The 18,292-nt window shown below is 34.5% G+C and carries 15 protein-coding genes and 1 pseudogene; 5 read left to right on the top strand and 11 right to left on the bottom strand.

Going from position 1 to position 18,292, the window contains the following annotated elements; all coding sequences use genetic code 11:
• Positions 1 to 9 precede the first annotated feature (9 nt).
• The gene (locus tag F6K18_RS00655; protein WP_287517687.1) at positions 10 to 1,701 is read right to left on the bottom strand and encodes a sodium:solute symporter family protein; all 1,692 of its coding nucleotides are present in this window, start codon (positions 1,699 to 1,701) and stop codon (positions 10 to 12) included.
• Complete coding sequence (locus tag F6K18_RS00660) at positions 1,702 to 1,989, bottom strand: DUF4212 domain-containing protein (RefSeq protein ID WP_287517690.1); 288 nt, start codon at positions 1,987 to 1,989, stop codon at positions 1,702 to 1,704. It lies immediately after the preceding gene.
• 1,952 nt (positions 1,990 to 3,941) lie between these two features.
• Here F6K18_RS00660 and F6K18_RS00665 point away from each other — a divergent pair.
• Complete coding sequence (locus F6K18_RS00665) at positions 3,942 to 4,511, top strand: transcriptional repressor (RefSeq protein ID WP_287517693.1); 570 nt, start codon at positions 3,942 to 3,944, stop codon at positions 4,509 to 4,511.
• On the opposite strand, the gene F6K18_RS00670 is transcribed toward F6K18_RS00665, so the two are convergent.
• The 3 genes from F6K18_RS00670 to F6K18_RS00680 form a co-directional block, all read right to left on the bottom strand.
• Complete coding sequence (locus F6K18_RS00670; protein ID WP_287517695.1) at positions 4,444 to 6,933, bottom strand: hypothetical protein; 2,490 nt, start codon at positions 6,931 to 6,933, stop codon at positions 4,444 to 4,446. The genes F6K18_RS00665 and F6K18_RS00670 overlap by 68 nt on opposite strands.
• A gap of 359 nt (positions 6,934 to 7,292) precedes the next feature.
• Complete coding sequence (locus tag F6K18_RS00675; protein ID WP_287517696.1) at positions 7,293 to 7,673, bottom strand: response regulator; 381 nt, start codon at positions 7,671 to 7,673, stop codon at positions 7,293 to 7,295.
• Between the two features lie 363 nt (positions 7,674 to 8,036).
• On the bottom strand, positions 8,037 to 8,696 hold the full coding sequence (locus F6K18_RS00680) for an S-layer homology domain-containing protein (RefSeq protein WP_287517697.1): 660 nt from the start codon (positions 8,694 to 8,696) through the stop codon (positions 8,037 to 8,039).
• A gap of 466 nt (positions 8,697 to 9,162) precedes the next feature.
• Here F6K18_RS00680 and F6K18_RS00685 point away from each other — a divergent pair, with 466 nt between their 5' ends.
• A complete protein-coding gene (locus F6K18_RS00685; protein ID WP_287517699.1) occupies positions 9,163 to 9,732 on the top strand; it encodes a Uma2 family endonuclease in 570 nt (189 codons plus the stop codon).
• Positions 9,725 to 9,865 (top strand): hypothetical protein, encoded by a 141-nt coding sequence (locus F6K18_RS00690; protein ID WP_287517700.1) that lies wholly within the window; start codon positions 9,725 to 9,727, stop codon positions 9,863 to 9,865. Before F6K18_RS00685 ends, F6K18_RS00690 begins: the two co-directional genes overlap by 8 nt.
• Before the next feature lie 159 nt (positions 9,866 to 10,024).
• Here F6K18_RS00690 and F6K18_RS00695 read toward each other — a convergent pair whose 3' ends face one another.
• The 3 genes from F6K18_RS00695 to F6K18_RS00705 all read right to left on the bottom strand — a co-directional run bounded on the left by F6K18_RS00695 (position 10,025) and on the right by F6K18_RS00705 (position 11,618).
• On the bottom strand, positions 10,025 to 10,684 hold the full coding sequence (locus tag F6K18_RS00695; protein WP_287517702.1) for an SDR family oxidoreductase: 660 nt from the start codon (positions 10,682 to 10,684) through the stop codon (positions 10,025 to 10,027).
• Positions 10,685 to 11,083: 399 nt separating this feature from the next.
• Positions 11,084 to 11,284: a DUF86 domain-containing protein gene (locus tag F6K18_RS00700; RefSeq protein ID WP_287517704.1), complete on the bottom strand. Its 201-nt coding sequence runs from the start codon at positions 11,282 to 11,284 to the stop codon at positions 11,084 to 11,086.
• Positions 11,271 to 11,618, bottom strand: a complete 348-nt coding sequence (locus F6K18_RS00705) for a nucleotidyltransferase family protein (protein WP_287517705.1) — start codon at positions 11,616 to 11,618, stop codon at positions 11,271 to 11,273. The genes F6K18_RS00700 and F6K18_RS00705 overlap by 14 nt, the downstream gene beginning before the upstream one ends.
• Before the next feature lie 34 nt (positions 11,619 to 11,652).
• On the opposite strand from F6K18_RS00705, the gene F6K18_RS00710 reads away from it, so the two are divergent.
• Both F6K18_RS00710 and F6K18_RS00715 read left to right on the top strand, forming a co-directional pair.
• Positions 11,653 to 12,525, top strand: coding sequence for a P-loop NTPase fold protein (locus F6K18_RS00710; RefSeq protein ID WP_287517706.1), 873 nt, complete (start codon positions 11,653 to 11,655; stop codon positions 12,523 to 12,525).
• Positions 12,518 to 12,655, top strand: coding sequence for a hypothetical protein (locus tag F6K18_RS00715; protein ID WP_287517791.1), 138 nt, complete (start codon positions 12,518 to 12,520; stop codon positions 12,653 to 12,655). The genes F6K18_RS00710 and F6K18_RS00715 overlap by 8 nt, the downstream gene beginning before the upstream one ends.
• On the opposite strand, the pseudogene F6K18_RS00720 reads toward F6K18_RS00715, so the two are convergent.
• From F6K18_RS00720 to F6K18_RS00730, 3 genes and pseudogenes are all read right to left on the bottom strand, one after another.
• Positions 12,643 to 12,865 (bottom strand): annotated as a pseudogene (locus tag F6K18_RS00720) (IS630 family transposase); the annotation flags it as partial. The gene F6K18_RS00715 and the pseudogene F6K18_RS00720 sit on opposite strands and share 13 nt — an antisense overlap.
• Before the next feature lie 304 nt (positions 12,866 to 13,169).
• On the bottom strand, positions 13,170 to 14,531 hold the full coding sequence (locus F6K18_RS00725; protein WP_287517709.1) for a tetratricopeptide repeat protein: 1,362 nt from the start codon (positions 14,529 to 14,531) through the stop codon (positions 13,170 to 13,172).
• A 1,335-nt stretch (positions 14,532 to 15,866) separates the two neighbouring features.
• On the bottom strand, positions 15,867 to 17,738 hold the full coding sequence (locus F6K18_RS00730; RefSeq protein ID WP_287517712.1) for a tetratricopeptide repeat protein: 1,872 nt from the start codon (positions 17,736 to 17,738) through the stop codon (positions 15,867 to 15,869).
• Between the last annotated feature and the right edge of the window lie 554 nt (positions 17,739 to 18,292).

Here is an 18,292-nt window from a genome sequence, read left to right on the forward strand (position 1 = left end):
GTCTTGAAATTAATCCAACTCTTCCTCCCCAATATCTGCAATTGGAGCAGGTACAGCTACAGGCGATCGCAAATCTTCTACCATCTCTTGTATTTCCAATGGTGGAGGAGGTGTCATCCGAGAAACTACCAAAGTCACAATAAAATTTAACACCATTCCCACAGTACCAATACCTTCAGCAGAAACGCCGAAAAACCATGTTGGCATTCCGGCAAATTTGACACCAATAATATAGATAGTAGTAAACAATAAACCTACTACCATTCCAGCGATCGCTCCTTCTCGGTTAGTGCGTTTGTCAAACACTCCTAAAATAATCACCGGGAAAAAACTTGCAGCAGCTAAACCGAAAGCAAAAGCTACCACCTGAGCAACAAACCCTGGTGGGTTAACCCCAAAGTAACCAGCAATAGCAATGGAAAATCCTACCATGATCCGCCCTACCATTAACCGTCGCGACTCCGATGCTCCTGGATCGATCATCCGATAATAAACGTCATGTGCAATAGAGCTAGAAATTACCAACAACAAACCTGATGCTGTAGACAAAGCAGCAGCTAATCCTCCTGCTGCCACTAACGCAATTACCCAAGGAGCGAGTTTTGCTACTTCTGGAGTAGACAAAACAATGATATCCCTGTCGATCCTAATTTCATTAGTCTCTATATCTGGGGTTAGTTGGAAGCTACCATCATTATTTTTATCGGTAAATTCTAATAAACCCGTATTTTTCCACTTTGTCGCCCAGTCTAACTGTTGCACTTCCTCCAAAGTTTTGTTGTGTAAACTCTCAATTAAGTTGTATCGGGCAAAAGTTGCTAAAGCAGGAGCAGTTGTATACAAGATAGCAATAAACAATAACGCCCAACCAGCAGAATATCGAGCAGCTCTTACATTAGGTACTGTGTAGAAACGGACAATAACGTGGGGTAAACCAGCAGTCCCCACCATCAAAGCAATAGTGATAAACAAAACATCCAGCATACTTTTGTTAGTAAAAGCAGCGCTGTATTCTTGGAAACCCAAGTCTACCTGCACTTGATTTAGTTTTTCCACAATATCGCTGAAGGTAAAAGCAAATTGAGGAATGGGAATACCTGTAATAACTGTGGCAATAGCAATAGCTGGAATTAGATAAGCAGTAATGAGTACAGTATATTGGGCGACTTGAGTCCAAGTAATGCCTTTCATTCCACCTAAGATGGCAAAAAAGGCGACAATAATCATCCCAATGACAACACCAGTACCAATATCAACTTGCAAAAAGCGACTGAAAACAATACCGACACCGCGCATTTGCCCCGCAACATAAGTCATGGAAACAAAAATAGCAGCGATAACTGCAACGATACGGGCAACATTTGAGTAGTAGCGATCGCCTACAAAATCAGGTACTGTATATTTCCCGAACTTCCGCAGATATGGAGCTAGTAGTAGTGCCAACAACACATAACCGCCAGTCCATCCCATCAGATAGATCGAACCGTCATAACCCAAAAAAGAAATTAACCCTGCCATTGAAATAAATGAGGCAGCAGACATCCAGTCAGCGCCAGTAGCAGCACCATTAGCAATAGCAGGTACACCTTGATCGGCAACGAAAAAACCTTTACTATCTTTGACTCGCGATCGCCATCCAATGTACAGATAACCCATGAAGGAAATAATAACGAGTATAAATGTCCAGACTTCTACAGTCATTTAGTCTCTCCTGTCAGTATTAGATTTTTGATCGAGTTTGTCCATGTTGTATTTTTGATCGAGTTTATCCATTTGAATGGCATAGGTAAAAATTAAGATTACAAACACATAAATTGAACCTTGTTGTGCCATCCAAAAACCCAAGGGGACACCAAAGAATTGAATTGCATTTAAGGGTTGGACTAATAAAATGCTAAAAACAATTGACACTAAAGCCCAAACTATTAGCAAGTTTCTGATTAATGCTTTGTTGGCACGCCAGTATGCTTGACGTTTTTCTTCATTCATTTTTTAAGTTGTTGATTGATTATGGATATTTTGATCGAATTTTCGGGACAAAATCTGATTAATTAGCTCTAAGAGACTGTTTGTAAAAGGAATATTAAATCTAGGTATAGTGGCGTGACACAGCTAAAATGATGCCACCGTAACCCACCTAATATTCCGAATATTAAGCCAATATGCTTTCTTAATCTTTGCTTGTACATTCACTCTCTAAACATGGCCTTTTTTCTATAAACTAGGCAAGTTAGATTAATCCCAAGTATGTTATTAAAGCATTATTTAGTACTCGTTGGAAGTGTCATATAAAAATTAACAATTAGCCCTTAGTTGGGTGCATCTCAATTTTGAATAAAGCCAAAAAATTATCGCTTTTAGGCAACAGCTTATCTGGCAACAGGAAATAGAGAATATATAGGAAAAAAGTATTTTTGCAAATAGTGAGATGCACCCCCTCAGTTTTTGTATTTTTCTCCACTTTTATAGTTACTTTATTATTCTCTAATTATTTAGACATTTCATAAACAATTGTGCTGAGGACTTATATTATGTCCGGATAATTAGCGATAGAACTCCGTTCCGCTTACGCGATCAAAAAAACTTTCTCCTTTTCCTCCTCTTATTTCTTGCTTATTTCTTCCCTCCTGACTCCTCCCTAATTTTTTTTATAAGTAATCAACCGGACATAATATTACAGCAGAAGTAATATGAAATACGAAAAATCATATTTATTTGTTAATAAATAATTAAATAATCTACGGATGTATAGCTTTTAGGATTTTTTTATAATTAATTAAGCAGACATAATATGAAAAGGTAGTAGTAGAAATTTTTTTGTCTTTGAATTTGGCAACTACACTCCATTTAGCTCTCAGCTAATATCAAGTCTCATTAGACATCTCCAGAGAATAGGGAATAGGGAATAGGGAATAGGTATGGAGGGGGAAATAATTAATGATTTCTGTACGATAATTGATTTTATGTTTGATTTTTACCAGATGTCTATTTCTGAAATAATGGTTGATTTTATATCATGTTCCCCCTCCGGGGGAGCTACGCTAACGGACGGGTCAGTTATAAATAAAATTTCAGAACTGACAGTACCAAATAAATACTTAAATTATCTTGAAATACTTAAATTATCTTGATTTTTCTCCTTTCTTCCCTCCTGACTCCTGACTCCTGACTCCTGACTCCTCGCTAAGTTACTTATAAGTATTCAACTGAACATGATATTACAGATGTATAGCTTTTAGGATTTTTTATAATTAATTAAGCAGACATAATATGAAAAGGTAGTAGTAGAAATTTTTTTGTCTTTGAATTTGGCAACTACACTCCATTTAGCTCTCAGCTAATATCAAGTCTCATTAGACATCTTCAGAGAATAGGGAATAGGGAATAGGGAATAGGGAATAGGTATGGAGGGGGAAATAATTGATAATTTCTGTACGATAATTGATTTTATGTTTGATTTTTACCAGATGTCTATTTCTGAAATAATGGTTGATTTTATATCATGTTCCCCCTCCGGGGGAGCTACGCTAACGGACGGGTCAGTTATAAATAAAATTTCAGAACTGACAGTACCAAATAAATACTTAAATTATCTTGAAATACTTAAATTATCTTGATTTTTCTCCTTTCTTCCCTCCTGACTCCTGACTCCTGACTCCTGACTCCTCGCTAAGTTACTTATAAGTATTCAACTGAACATGATATTACACCTGATTTTACAAATAGTTTCGCTCCTCTAAATATCAAATAATTGCCTAAAGCTATTGTCTTGTCAAAGTTTTTAGCTGATCGAATCTAACTTCTGACTTCTGACTTCTGACTTCCGTGAAACGGTGTCAGCCTTGAGGCCAATTAGCTCTTGCAAAAATCTCTCAATAAGTATATATTTTCTAATATGTAGTAATGCATTTATTCAGAAGCAAATCTGGGCAATCATAAAAATGGTATTCTATCAGCATGATTCACTTAAGTCTGAACTAAATCAAAGAGGTTGGCGTTTGACTCCCCAAAGGGAGACTATTTTACAAATGTTTCAACACTTACCTCAAGGTAAACACTTAAATGCAGAAGAAATATATAATCTGTTGTTACATCAACAGGAAAAAATTAGCCTTTCTACTGTCTACCGAACCCTACATCTCTTGACAAAAGTAGGTATTTTGCGGGAACTAGAATTAGCTGAAGGACACAAACATTATGAGATTAACTCCCCCAACCATCATAAACATCATCATCTAGTCTGTCTTCAATGTCACAAAACTTTTGAATTTAACGATGATTCTATAACGAAAATTAGCCAGAAACAAGCTGAAAAAGAAGGGGTCGAAATGTTAGACTGCCAATTAACAGTTCATGCTGTCTGTATAGAAGCTTTACGCAAAGGTTGGCCTGCCTTAGTACCTACAAGTTGGTCTTGCCCCAGAACTCACTTAGAAATCATGCCTAACTCAGATTCAAATCATCAAAAGGCAAAATTGGAGGAGGAGGAGGAACTACCAAATGTTCAATAACTACTCTATGACTTTCGCGGTTAGTTTGTACTTCGGCTGCGATCGCTTCAATTTTTATTTCTAAACAACCATAAGCAATATACAGTTCTGTAATTACCTCTACTTCCCCCATGCCATTAGGAATAAAGTCAGTTAACCAACGTGGTCCTGCAACTATTGTTTGAGCTTGGCGGTCGTAAACCCAAATCTTAACATAAATACCAGGCAAACCCTCCGGTAATTGTACTCTAACTTTTACATCTTTTCCAGCAATTACATCTTTAGCCAGTACTTCTAAATGAGGCACTGGCACTGGTTGATCGTCTGGTAAAATATAAGGTTGTCTAGAAATTGATTCATCTTCCGACTGAGAAACATTTGCTAAACCATCATTCCATTGCTTTTCTTGCTGCTCTATTTGTTCATCTTCAACAACAAACTCTTGTGCTTCCCAATTAATTTCATCAGAATTGTCACTGGCAAGTTCTTCATCATCAACTATCGTATTTATAGAGTCACTATCTTGCAACTTATCTGTTCCAGTTTTATGTTGATCTTCTGATATATTCTCTAATTCTTCAGTTGGAGATAAAGAAGAAGCTTTCATCCATTGGGACAACTCAGAATCATTAACCAAAGAATTCAGCCGAGAAAAAAATCTATCCTCTAAATTCAAAGCCTTAAATGCCTCTTTTCTAGGAGCAAATTTTGTCGGAAAGGGAACAAGGTTTTGCTGATTTATAGAAGAAACTTCCTCTTCCTCAGTAGTTTTCGACTCCGACTCCGACTCTGAATTTTCTATTTCTTCAGCTTGTAAATTAGTCTGTTCTGAAAGTTTATTTGAATCTTCCCAGACATCATCTAATTCATCTGAATCTTGAGGAGCATTTGACTTGGCCAGCAACTCATTAATCAGAGTCTGATCTTTGGCCATTGTTTCCGGTGGTGGGTTTCCAAAGGTTGGTAACTCTAGTGTTCCAGAATCTTCCTCTCCTTCAACAGGTTGATATATCTGTGGTGGTAAGGGTTGTTCTATATCAGATTCCTTCTGGGGTTTAACTTGATTAATTTTTTCTACTAACTCCTGAAAAGAAGGAGATTTTTGCTCTGATTTTCTTGCTGCCTGAGTTATTTTTGCAGCCATTTCCTGATAGTCATCTTCAGTAAAATTATCATCAATTGCTGTTAACCAATTCTGTAGTGGGGCTGTAATTGTAAAAGATGTATTAGCTAAAGTAGCTGTATTATTTGTGAGGATAATTTGCCCTAATATTAAACGAGTTTTAATATTTTCTGGAACATTGACTGTACAAGCAAATATAATAGGTGTAACTTGGTCTGGTAGAGCTTGTTGTATATCAATTAAAATTTCTGAAGTTTGAGGATTACGCAGACAAATTTTTAAATTACCATTAACTATTGGAGTATTATTTTCTGGAATGGAGGAATCATTTTTTGTTAAAGTATTCTGGGATATAAGGTGATTTAAACCTTCTGTAGATTGAATATTTTGAGCTTGATTATCTAAGATTATTTGACCAGATATAATTAAAGCTTCTCCTGGTTGAGCAGTATAAGATGCTTGGTTTAAGGTTAGTTGTAAAGGATAATTTATAGTAGAGTTAGTCTGATTAGTGATGTTGGTATCTGCCTGTTGATTTGCCTCTAATTCTATTGCTTGTTCTATTGCTTGTTGTTGCTCAACTTGCCCAAGTATTGATGAATTATGTCTGAGAGTTTCAGTTAGTTCTTTTAATTTTTCCTCTGTATCTTTAATGTCTGATGGATGACTTTGTTCTTCGAGTTGGTTTTGAGCTTGAATACTTGAATCTTCTTCCTCATCATCTAGTAAATTAGTGGAATTTTTCTCTTCAATCTGAGCATCCAATAATTCTATGTCATCTGATTTAGTTGTTAATTCAAAGTCTTTTTTTTCTGTATTTTCTTCTGGATGATCTATGGAGCTTATTTGACTAGAAAAAACAGATATATTTTCATTAGCAATCAACTCATTTTCCTGAGTTTCTGAATCTACTAATGGATATAGTTCCTGACTCTGAACATCTAGTGTTTGTGAGAAATCTGAATCATCATAATCAGTGGGCAATACTTCTAAATGGACAATATGTTGTTTTGCTTTGACAGATGATGTAGTTGGTTTACTTTGACAACGAAATTCCCATTTACCAGGTTTGAGGCGGGTAAAAGGGATAATAGAGATTAGACCTTGAGAGTGGGTACGGCTAGAACGTTTCTGAACTCGCCTTAAGGGTGGAACTTCTTCGAGAGAATCGTGAATAATCTGAATTTGGACTTCTGTATTGGCTATATGGGTATGAGCCACAATCCGATAACGACCTTCTAGAATCTCCACATCGGATGATTCTAGAGGTAGCCAGGTTCTATCGCCTTCTTTCTGTAGCAAAAATTCCCAGTTTGACATATATTAAGTCTACAGAGTGACTTTGCATAATATATTACTTTAGTTTATATCAAATTTTTTTTTTCTGCGTAATTTTAGACACTAATGTTTAGAGTTTTTTGAACTTGAAGAAGTAGTCAGTAGTCAGTAGTCAGTAGTCAGTAGTCAATTTAAAGTAATTAAACCAATTCCCACTCATTAATACTATTTTTAAGTAAAACTTCAGTTATTATGTAATTAATACAGGTATGATAATTTTTTTGCTAATTAGCAGCCCAGTTAATGTTAATGATTCTCATGTTTAATTCTCCACTACTCCCCTACTACCCTACTCCCCCACTCAAGAAAATGTAGAACAGTTTTTGAGAAATGGTTTACTACTATGGAACCCAACCCAAAATTGTCTCTACTTCAGTTGCCAGAGACATAGGATCAAAAGGCTTATTAATTACTCCATTTATTCCCAACTGCAAAAATTGATGGCGATCTTCCGAACAAACTTTCGCTGTCAGGAAAATTACTGGAATTTGGTGAGTGGCCTGATTAGCTCGTAGTTGTTTAAGAGTAGAAAATCCATCTATTTCAGGCATCATTACATCTAAGAGAATAGCATCTGGCTGTTCTACTTCTGCTTTAGCAACAGCTTCACTACCTGAGCTACCTGTAATTACTTGCCAACCACCTACTATTTCTAGACTAAGTTGAGCTACTTCTCTAATATCTTCTTCGTCATCTATTAGTAAAATTCGTTTTTTTGCCATCGGATAAAATATATTTAATTTAACATTATTGAACTTGTAATAGTGCTTTGAAACTACATATAATTTTGAGTAGATAAAAACAGTTTGGGAAGTTGGTTATAAGTTTCAATATTTGCTCAAGGAGTAAATAATTGTTACTGCCATAATTTGTAATTTTTTCAATTTGGAATTGATACTTAAATTTCACCTTGTTTATATCCACTTTTTTTATCTTTTTATTTTGAGTTTAATACCCTGCGTTCACTCGCGGTGTTGACAATTAGTTGGGGTTTGTAGACACGAAATGGTGTGTCGAAGACTATCCCCATTCCCTTCTTCCTTCTTTATTCTTTCTTCTTCCTTCTTCCTTCTTCCTTCTGAATATCACCTGGTTGCACCTGGAACCAAATCATCATTCCAGGGAAGAGATGCAGGGCGTTGTTGACGGTCTAAATAAGCATTCAAAACATAAACCATATCTCCACGAGTCATCGGTTCTAAAGGATTTATGTTGTTTGTACCTGGTTCAGTATTCACAAAACCTTCATACAATGCTGTTGCTATTGATTTTGTTGCCCAACTCGGGATTTTATCTGAATCTGGGTAATTATTTAATAGCTTTTTAGTATTTTCTTCAGGAAACTGAAAAACACCATAAGCTTGAGCAAAAATTGCAAATGCTTCTGCCCGATTAATTTTATAATTGGGAAAAAACATTCCCTCACGATAGCCACTCATTACACCATTTTTGAGGACAATTTGAATATCATTATAAGCCCAATAATCTGAAGAAACATCTTTTAATTTAACATTTTGTTTCTGGGAAGATTCACGTTTTTCTAAATCAAATGTTTTGACTAAAATTGACGCTAATTCGGCTCTACTAATAATTTCATTGCGATTAAATTTTCCGGCTGCATCTTTGGTCATTAATCCTGCAGAAACTACTCTTTCTATGGGGTCTACTATTTCTTCTTGAGCTTGAACAATTATTGGTAATTGTAATAATGCTATGAGGGAAAATAGACTAACAAATTTTTGCATAATATAATTTTAATCACATAGTTTCTGTTGATATATTCATTGTAATACTAAATCCAGCGATCGACAGAATTTTCTTAAGCGGGGAACCCACCCTTAACCCCTCCCAGGAGGGGGAGTGGTTACGGACGTTCCATGCAACGTCCGTACAGGGAGAAGCAAACATAATAATAATAATAAGAGTTACGCAATGACAATAGATATAGGGTTTTACTCAGTTACGCTACTGCTTTTTCTGATAGTCATGCTCCGCAAACATGTCGCGGAGCGTTAACGGAGTTATGCGACAGCAAAACACACCCTACTGGACTATAAATAGGATGGGATTTGAATCTCATTTCTCTGCTGAGTTCTGACTCCTAATAAATGCTTAAAACTCAGACAACGTAATATTTTTCCTTCTTCCTTCTTACTTCAAATTTAAGCAATAAACTGTTAGTATTATGATAGTTGAATAGGAGAAAATTAAATGCAAGCAACTCAAATTCGCTACTCTGTTGAAGAGTATCTAGAGCGGGAAAAAAACGCTGAATTTAGAAGTGAATATCGTGATGGAGAAATAATACCCATGACTGGAGGAACTGTAAATCACAATCGAATTGTTGGTAACTTTTACGCAACATTAAAGTATGGCATTAAAGGGCAACCTTATGAAACTTTTATGAGCGATCTACGCTTGTCAATACCAGAAAAAAACATCTACACCTATCCAGATATAATGGTCATTGCCACTCCAGTTATTTATGCTGAAGGTAGACAAGATACTATTACTAATTCTCAGATAATTATCGAAGAATTATCGCGATCGACAGAAAGCTACGACCGGGGACAAAAATTTGAGTATTATCGGAGAGTAAATAGTTTGCGGGAATATATTCTCATCGACCAATACAGATATTATGTCGAACAGTTTAGCAAAACTGAGGATGGCAAATGGTGGTTGTCAGAATACGAAGGTGATGGTGCTATTTTATCTTTAAGTTCGGTTGAGTTTCAAATCTCTTTGTCAGATATTTATGAAAATGTAGAATTTGAGTGAAGAAGGAAGAAGGAAGAAGAAAGAAGAAAGAAGGAAGAAGGAAGAAGGAAGAAGGTATTTAGTTATCTACAACAGAAGGAAGGAGGACATCTTTAACGAAGTCAGAACTCAGAACTCAGAACTCAGAAGTTAACCCACCCCTAACCCCTCCCAGGAGGGGAAGTAGGGGATTAGAGCAACGCTCCAAAAATATTGCGCCTTAAAAGGCGGGGTTTTAGACCCATATTTTTTTGATAAATCCTCAAAGTTAGGCAGGAATTACTTCTGACTTGCGCGTAGCGCTATAGTATTACTACCAAGGCAATACTTCACCCTTTGCGTGCCAAAAAGTACCTGTATTTTCTAAGTTTAATTCGTCAATTCTAGCTAACAAATTTTCTGCTGCTTCTGCGGGAGATATTCCTGTAAAATTTGTCATTCTAGTGCTAATTAAACCAGGATGTAAAATTGCTACAGCAATTCCCTGTGGTTTTAGATCGACAGATAAAGATTTACCTGCCATACTAACAGCAACTTTTGACATTCGATAACCATAAGTACCACCGGAAGTATTATCATCAATTGAACCCATTCTACTGGTAATAATAGCAATTTTTGAGCCTGATTCCATCAAGGGTAATAAAGCATGAGTTAGGCGTAAAGTTCCTATAGCATTCACTTCAAATTGTTTGCGAATACTATCAAAATCTAAATCATCTAGAGAATTTATTTCGACTATTCCAGCATTATTAATTAGTAGGTCTAATTTTATCCCTTTTAGACGATTAACTAAGTTAGCAACATCTTTTTCAGAAGTAATATCTACCCCAGTTTCTAAACGCACTCCTAGATTTTCTAATTCTTGATTAGATTGACGACAAACAGCAATTACTTTATTACCTTTGCTATGAACTTGTTTACATAATTCTTTGCCAATACCACGATTAGTTCCTGTGATTAAATAAGTTGCCATAATCGACTTTTTTCCCTTAATTGCTGATAATTTTGCTGGTTGATTATATCATATAAGTAACACAATTTTTGAGGGAGCGAAACCCAACATCTTCATTCATTAGAAAGAGGAGGTAATAAAACTTCTAATTGCTCTAATAAAAGAGGAATATCTGATGCAAAACTCCCCACTAAATTTCTGATCTTACCTCATCGTAGTGATCAGCAATAATATTTCTTAAACCAATAAGACTGCGCCAATTTATCTAAGGGTTTCATTAATTGATAATTGATAATGGATAATTGATAATTACCTCTGGTTAAAACCGCTCTTGATTGAATATAAGGAAATATTATTTCTTTTTTCCCCTTAAAAGGGGAGGCTTTAAACCAGAATTATTTAATTATTAATTATTAATAATTAATAATTCGGTAATTGTTGAAATTCTAAAGATATTCGACGTGCAGATTCACCCAAAATTTCAAATTGACGCTCTACTGCACTTTGTATCAAAATGTTCTGTAAATACTCACTGTAATTTATATCAGTAGTAAACTCTTGAATTCGACGAATTGCCTGTACCATATCCCAAACTGAAGCGATATCTCTATTGTTTTGCATAAATTACTTGATAAGTCTTTAAAATATTAGCTAAACGATAGGGATTTTTAATCATAGCTTTTTCCACCAAATCAACTGCACGTCCAAATTTTACTTCTAATTCCTCTTGGATATCTAATAATTTTGACAATGTTAACTGACAAGAAGAATGATAAACTACTAAAATATCAACATCACTATCAGGGTGAAAATCTTCTCGTAATACTGAGCCAAATAAAGCTAATTCAGTAATATTCCAGCGTTGGCAAAATTCAGCAATTTCTGAGTAGGAAATTTTTCGACGTTCTGTGAGAATAACTTTCAAATCAACTTTTTGTTTTTCTCTAAGTATCATAATTATAATTCCTTAATTATTGACTTTTAAAATTATGCCAGATTCTACAGAAAACTCAAAGCAAAGTCCTGCGTTGGGCGACCAACCTACGACAAAAGATGAACTTGGTTTTACACCTTATGTCATAGCAATGGCTGAATTTTTGACTCATCAAGATACTAAACCGCCACTAACTATTTCTATCGAAGGTGAATGGGGTAGCGGTAAGTCTTCTTTTATGAAACAACTTGAATCTGAGGTTAAAAAGAAGTCTAAAGAATTAGATAAGGAAGAATTAAAGAAAGTTGGGCAGAGAATTAAAAAAGACAGGATTATTTTCAGCGATGTATCAGACATCTATGAACTTTTCAGATTAAAATTAAAACAAGAAACTCAAACAGTTTGGTTTAATGCTTGGCGACATGAAAAATCTGAATCTCTTTGGGCGACTTTTGCTCTATCTTTTTTAGAACAATTGTCGAAAAATCGTAATTTATCTGATATTTTCTATAATTTTTGTAGTTACTTAACTCTAATCGGTAATCGTCTTGACTGGAAAGAAAAACCAGTGAAATTTCTCCAGACCTTGGTAATAATATGGTTGATGGCTACTATTATTTTTTCTATTCCAATTGCTTACTTTTTTAAAGATGAAGTTGCGGGAATTTTTCCGTGGTTGGAAAACTTGGCAGATAATGTTAAAACAGATTCAGAGTCAGAAGAGGAAGATAGAAATGAAAGTGGTAAAAAAACTGAGACTGAGGAAGATAAAGAAGATGGAAATAATCAACTTTTAACTATCTGGTTAACATTGGGAGGTGCTGGTGCTTCACTTGCTGGAATAGGAAAACTTCTGGCAATATTAAAGGATTTAATTGGCGACCCGAAAATGGATTTGATTCAATATCTTGAGTCTCCATTTGCCTAACTTACCAATATGGATACATTTACCCCTAGCATTGACAGGAGGTTTTCTTCTCGGAGCAATTTGGGGAGCGATCGCTGGTTATCTCAAAGTCGCCCGTGGTTTAAATGAAGTGCTGACTGAGCGAGCATAAATACAAGTACTTATCTCTTCAAATCCTGATTCATCAATATATACTAAACTTTTACTTCCATATATTTTGATTAATTCTCTCAAGGCTCTATAATACTTTATTCTTTCTTCTCTACTTCTTTCTTGGTAACGAAGTTCTTTTTTTTCTATTTATTTTCATTTTTTTCAATGCAGTCCAGATTGCCGTTGTACTAACTTCAAATTTTTCTGCTATGAGTTTTTATTTTACTTCCGGATTTGCTTTTATCATTTTCTTTGTGGGTTTAATACCCCACCGTCAACGGGGGTGTTCAAAATTACTTGGGGGAGCGTAGACGCGGAGCGGCCCTTCGTTGACTATCCCCATGTAATTTTCCTCCTGTCTCCAGTATAGCTGTCTCCTGTCTCCTTCTTCAAATATTTTTCTAATTCTTTCGAGTCTAGTTTTCTGTAACGATTTCTTTTCAAGGAAAGGAGAGGTAATTGTTAATCATTAATTATTAATTATTAATTATTAATTGTTGAATACTCCCCTACTACCCTACTTCAGATGGTAATTGATATTGATATCTACATTTTTCTGCTGCAGAGCGATCGCCTAACTGTTCAAAAATATAGGCTATTTTTTCGTAAGCTTTATGGTAGTCTGGTTTAATTTGTATTGCTTTTTTCAAACATTCAACAGCATCAGACCAATTTTTTTGTTGAATATATGCTTGTCCTAAGGATGTGTATAACCAGCAAGAATTAGGATTAATTTCAATAGCTGTTTGATAATTAATAATTGCCTCATCTAGTTGTCCTAGTTGCTGTAAAGCATCTGCTAATTTACGATAAAATAAATAGTTATCCACTTTTAATTCTATAGCTAGACGATAAGATGGAACTGCTAAGTGAAATTTTTTTTGTTGACTCAGTGCTTCGCCTATTTTATAGTGAAGTCTCGCTAAATTAGGATTAAGTTTGAGACCACTTTGATAAATGATAAGTGCTTGATTTATTTTTCCTTGCTTCAGCAATATTTCCCCTACTTTACAGTAAGCATCCCAATTTTTAGGGTTAATTTTAATCACTTGATGATAAAAAGTAATAGCTTGATTTAACTTACCCTGTTCATACAAAATATCTGCTAAATGTTTGTGAGACCAAGGAAAATTTGGATTAAGTTCTATAGCTCGTTGAAATGCCTCAACTGCATCATTTAACTTGCCTATATCTTGGAAAATTGTGCCTAGTTTGTAAGAGAATATCCAGTTCTCAGGTAAAAGTTTAATCAAATGTTGATAACAATTGATAGCTGCATCTAATTCTCCTCCCTCTACTAAAACTTCTCCTAATTTAGAGTAAGCTTCCGATAAATTAGGATTTAATTCTATCGCCTCACGATAATCAGTTATTGCCTCTTCCGTTTGACCTTCATTTAATAAAATATCCCCATGATTCACTTTTGCCAAAGCAGTATTTTCTAATTCTACTTTTTGAGCTTGATACCAATATTTTTCTGCCAAACTTAAGTTACCTAATTTTTGGCAAACCCTAGATAAATTTCGATAAGCACCAGCCAAATTTGGTTGTAATTCAATAGCTATTTCATAACAAGCTATAGCTGACTGCCATTCATTTTGTTTAGCATATAAACTCCCAATATTTATGTATACCTCCGCCCAATTTGGCTGCTGCATCATAGCTTTTGTATACCAATTTATCGCCTCTTCTAACTTTCCCATTGCCTGCAAAACATTTCCTAATGTTTTACAAGCTAAAGGATAAACTGGTAATACTTCTAGAGATTTTTCACAGTATAAATAAGCCTCATCTAATTTTCCAGCTTCTAAATAAGATTCTGCTTCTTGATACAAACTAAAAGCTGACATTTCAGGAGTTAAATTTGAATACATATTGATGTTTTAAACTTTTGAAAATAATATGATAACTTGATTGTAGGCTACCCAGATTTCAATCTTTCTTTTTTTGACAAAAATATCGGGTCTCAAGCCTTCATTTTTCAAGATATAAAAAATAAAATTCAGTATTTTTTTGCCTGCCTATTCCAGGAAGTACTGATAGGGTAACTCTTTTGTAAAGAGGCTAACTGAAGTCTGCAGTTTATCCGGTAGGAGGCTAACTGAATTGACTCCTAATTCCAGTTAAACTTCATTCCTAAATACTCTTCTAGTCTTTGGTTATGAATTTGGAAATAATCATTTAAACTTCTACGAATTGATGAATAAATAAATGTTTGAAATAATCTCATAACCTGATTGTAGCTCACCCAAATTTCAATCTCTCTTTTTTTGACAAAAATATCGGGTCTCAATCCTTCCTTTTTCAGGGTATAATAAATCAAGTTATGAATCTTCTCGTATCCCTATTGCAGGAAGTACCGATCAAGGGTATTCCAGGTTGATGAGGTACAGTAGGATTAGTTTTTTAAATAGTTGTTGAAGTATGGAATTAAGTTTTCATTCTTTTTGAGACAATCTACTATAATTACTGTACCACACTTACATGGAATAGGTTGTAACTGATAACTGAATTGACTCCTAATTCCAGTTAAACTTCATTCTTAAATACTCTTCTAGTCTTTGGTTATGAATTTGAAAATAATCATTGAAACTCCTACAGATTTATGAATAAATAAATGTTTGAAATAATCTCATAACCTGATTGTAGCTCACCCAAATTTCAATCTCTCTTTTTTTGACAAAAATTTCGTGTCTTAAGGCTTCCTTTTTCAGGGTATAACAAAGAATTTTCAGTATTTTCTTGCCTCCCTATTCCAGGAAGTACTGATAACTGTTAACTGATCACTGAATTTACTCTTAATTCCAGTTAAATTTCATTCCTAAATACTCCTCTAATCTTTGGTTATGAATTTGGAAATAATCATTAAACTCCTAAGGATTAATTAATCCGTGGTGGTGCATTGTAATGGTCGTGCATTGCATTATTTTTGTTATGAAGTACGGCAGTGGAAGCATCTTGCTTCTGTGCCAAACATCTCTTGTTCCTTGTATACAATTACTATGCAGGACTACCAATTAATCAATAAATATTTGAAATAATCTCATAACCTGATTGTCACCCACTCAAATTTCAATCTCTCTTTTTTTGACAAAAATATCGGGTCTCAAGCCTTCCTTTTTCAGGGTATAACAAAGAATTTTCAGTATTTTCTTGCCTCCCTATTCCAGGAAGTACTAATAACTGTTAACTGATCACTGAATTTACTCCTAATCCCAGTGAAATTTAATTCCTAAATACTCTTCTAATCTTTGGTTATGAATTTGGAAATAATTATTTAAACTTCTACGAATTGATGAATCAATAGGAGAATAATTTCCCATATTATAATTTTTGTACTCTGAGAGTTGATATTCTGGCAAATCTAAAAATTTCAAAACCTTCCCCATAGTAACTTCTGGATAGGCATAAAAATCTTCACTTTTCAAAATTAGGAATTGTTCCCGTGGAAATAAACTCATCCACTCCTGAAAAAATTCAACATATACTCCTCGTGCTAAATAATTTAATTCCTTCATCCAGTAATTAACTTTTTCAGGAGCTTTTGTTAGCTGCTCTAAATCTAATTGAATTGCCTCCTCAAAAGATCGATTTTCCCAGTTTAATCGTAGCCATTGATAATATTGAGACATGGCTCTATCTACAGGATTCCTCAATAATATAATTAACTTAATTTTAGGGAAAACTTGAAAAATTCTTCTTGCAGCATTTGGATAATCAAAATAACTAGGACTAGCTTCCCCTGTGAGAAAATTTTTTCCTTCTAAAATTACTGGAAAATGAGCTAAATACCAATTTATAGACTCATTAAATTTCCAAGACCAAAAATCCATTTCTTTTTTAATCGGAGGAACAATTTGTGGATGTTGAGTCAGATAACTATAAAGGGAAGTAGTACCTCCTTTGTGAACTCCAATAATGATAAAATTTGGTCCTTGTACTTCTTCTAAATTCCATGGTTGAGATACTAATTCAGGGTATAATTTCTGAGTTTGCTGATAACAAGTAGTTTGATAATAAGGTATAGCTTCTTCCATTTTATTCAAACGAGTTAAAGCTTCTCCTATATTTAAGTAAGACCAATAAGAATCAGGATTAGACTTGTGAAAATTCTGGAAAAAAGTGAGTATTTCTGATAGTTTATCCTCTCTCGCAAAAGCTTCCCATATATTGTAATAAAACCACCAAGATAGGTCTGGATTAATTTCAATAGCTTGACGATAAGCTACAACTGCTTCCTCCCATTTTTGTTGTCGAGTTAGGGCAATACCCAAATTATAATAAGACTTACTATTTGGATTTAATTCTATTTTTTTGCGGAGTTCTAAAATTTCTTGGGATAACTGGTATTTTTTATCTAAAACTTGCTGTAGTTTGTGGCAAATTTCTAAGTCATCTTGATTAATCTCTAAAGCTATTTTATAAAAAATAATCGCCCCATTATTCTTATCTGCTTTAGCTAAATTATTTGCTATTTCTACAAATAAATTTGGATTATCTTGTAAAAATTCCAGTAATTTATCGTAAATAAGATGTTGCCCTTGATGCTGAATAGCTTGATGATAATCCTGAATTGCTGCATCTATATCTGAATTATATTTTTGTTCTAGAGCATCTCCTAATTTACTGTAAATTCCTGGCGCTCCTGGCTGTAACTTAACCACATAAATATAGTTATATATCGCTTCATCCCATTTTTTTAACTCTACTAAAGCATTGCCTAAATTATAGTAAGACCAAGGAAAAATTCGATCTATTTTAATTGCATTTTTGTAAGCATTAACAGCATCTTCCCATCTTTTTAATTTGCTTAAAGCATCTCCCAAATTATAATGAGACCAAGAAAAATCATGGTTTAATTCTATAGCACCATAGTAAAATTTTATAGCTTCATCCCAGTTTTCTTGTTGATGTAAAACCTGTGCTAAATGATAGTAATACCAAGAAAAATTCGGCTTTAGTGCAATAGCTTGACGGTAGTTTTCAATTGCTAACTCCCATTTTTTCTGTTTAGCATATATAGTCGCAAGTTTGGCATACTCTTCAGGTATATTCGGATTTAAATTAGTGCTTGATGACATAAAAGTTGGTAATAGGTAATTGGCACATTTATATAGCAGTACCTTCTTTCTGGAGTTTAGACTAATTACAGCGGGCCGAACACTTGCCGAGGGAGAATAGTGAGATAGTTGAACCTAGGCTGAAACTATTTCTGTATCAGCATTGCAACAACTTTTAAGTTAATTATCCAGAGCTTTTGCTATGGGTTAATTGTCCCATGGCCAGACTTTTTGAAGAGTTTGAATAACCTACTCCTCACCCAAACTCCCTAAAAAATACAAACCATAAAGAGCATCGAGAAAATTCACATCCCTGATATTACCCAAGGGTAGTGAGTTCCAAGTCTTCATTGCTTCTGGGTAGATTATTTGAAGATTCCAAAATTTAGTCTAAACTCCAGTTCTTTGGTTAGGACAATAAATTTGAGTGAAAAGGGAGTAGGGAGTAGGCATTAGAGAATAGGAAATAGAGGAATGTCCTAACCTATTTGCGTAGTGCTATAGCAGTCGAAGGAAGGTTAATACCAATTTGGAAAAATAATGTTACTAATAATAAGGGCAATTATAAAGACTTT

The sequence above is a fragment of the Okeania sp. SIO2C2 genome (assembly GCF_010692625.1).
GTDB lineage: Bacteria > Cyanobacteriota > Cyanobacteriia > Cyanobacteriales > Microcoleaceae > Okeania > Okeania hirsuta.

Excerpts from the sequence above, each read along its gene's own strand:
- F6K18_RS00655 (WP_287517687.1), bottom strand. The coding sequence starts at position 1,701 with ATGACTGTAGAAGTCTGGACATTTATACTCGTTATTATTTCCTTCATG.
- F6K18_RS00660 (WP_287517690.1), bottom strand. The coding sequence starts at position 1,989 with ATGAATGAAGAAAAACGTCAAGCATACTGGCGTGCCAACAAAGCATTA.
- F6K18_RS00665 (WP_287517693.1), top strand. The coding sequence starts at position 3,942 with ATGGTATTCTATCAGCATGATTCACTTAAGTCTGAACTAAATCAAAGA.
- F6K18_RS00670 (WP_287517695.1), bottom strand. The coding sequence starts at position 6,933 with ATGTCAAACTGGGAATTTTTGCTACAGAAAGAAGGCGATAGAACCTGG.
- F6K18_RS00675 (WP_287517696.1), bottom strand. The coding sequence starts at position 7,673 with ATGGCAAAAAAACGAATTTTACTAATAGATGACGAAGAAGATATTAGA.
- F6K18_RS00680 (WP_287517697.1), bottom strand. The coding sequence starts at position 8,696 with ATGCAAAAATTTGTTAGTCTATTTTCCCTCATAGCATTATTACAATTA.
- F6K18_RS00685 (WP_287517699.1), top strand. The coding sequence starts at position 9,163 with ATGCAAGCAACTCAAATTCGCTACTCTGTTGAAGAGTATCTAGAGCGG.
- F6K18_RS00695 (WP_287517702.1), bottom strand. The coding sequence starts at position 10,684 with ATGGCAACTTATTTAATCACAGGAACTAATCGTGGTATTGGCAAAGAA.
- F6K18_RS00700 (WP_287517704.1), bottom strand. The coding sequence starts at position 11,284 with ATGCAAAACAATAGAGATATCGCTTCAGTTTGGGATATGGTACAGGCA.
- F6K18_RS00705 (WP_287517705.1), bottom strand. The coding sequence starts at position 11,618 with ATGATACTTAGAGAAAAACAAAAAGTTGATTTGAAAGTTATTCTCACA.
- F6K18_RS00710 (WP_287517706.1), top strand. The coding sequence starts at position 11,653 with ATGCCAGATTCTACAGAAAACTCAAAGCAAAGTCCTGCGTTGGGCGAC.
- F6K18_RS00725 (WP_287517709.1), bottom strand. The coding sequence starts at position 14,531 with ATGTATTCAAATTTAACTCCTGAAATGTCAGCTTTTAGTTTGTATCAA.
- F6K18_RS00730 (WP_287517712.1), bottom strand. The coding sequence starts at position 17,738 with ATGTCATCAAGCACTAATTTAAATCCGAATATACCTGAAGAGTATGCC.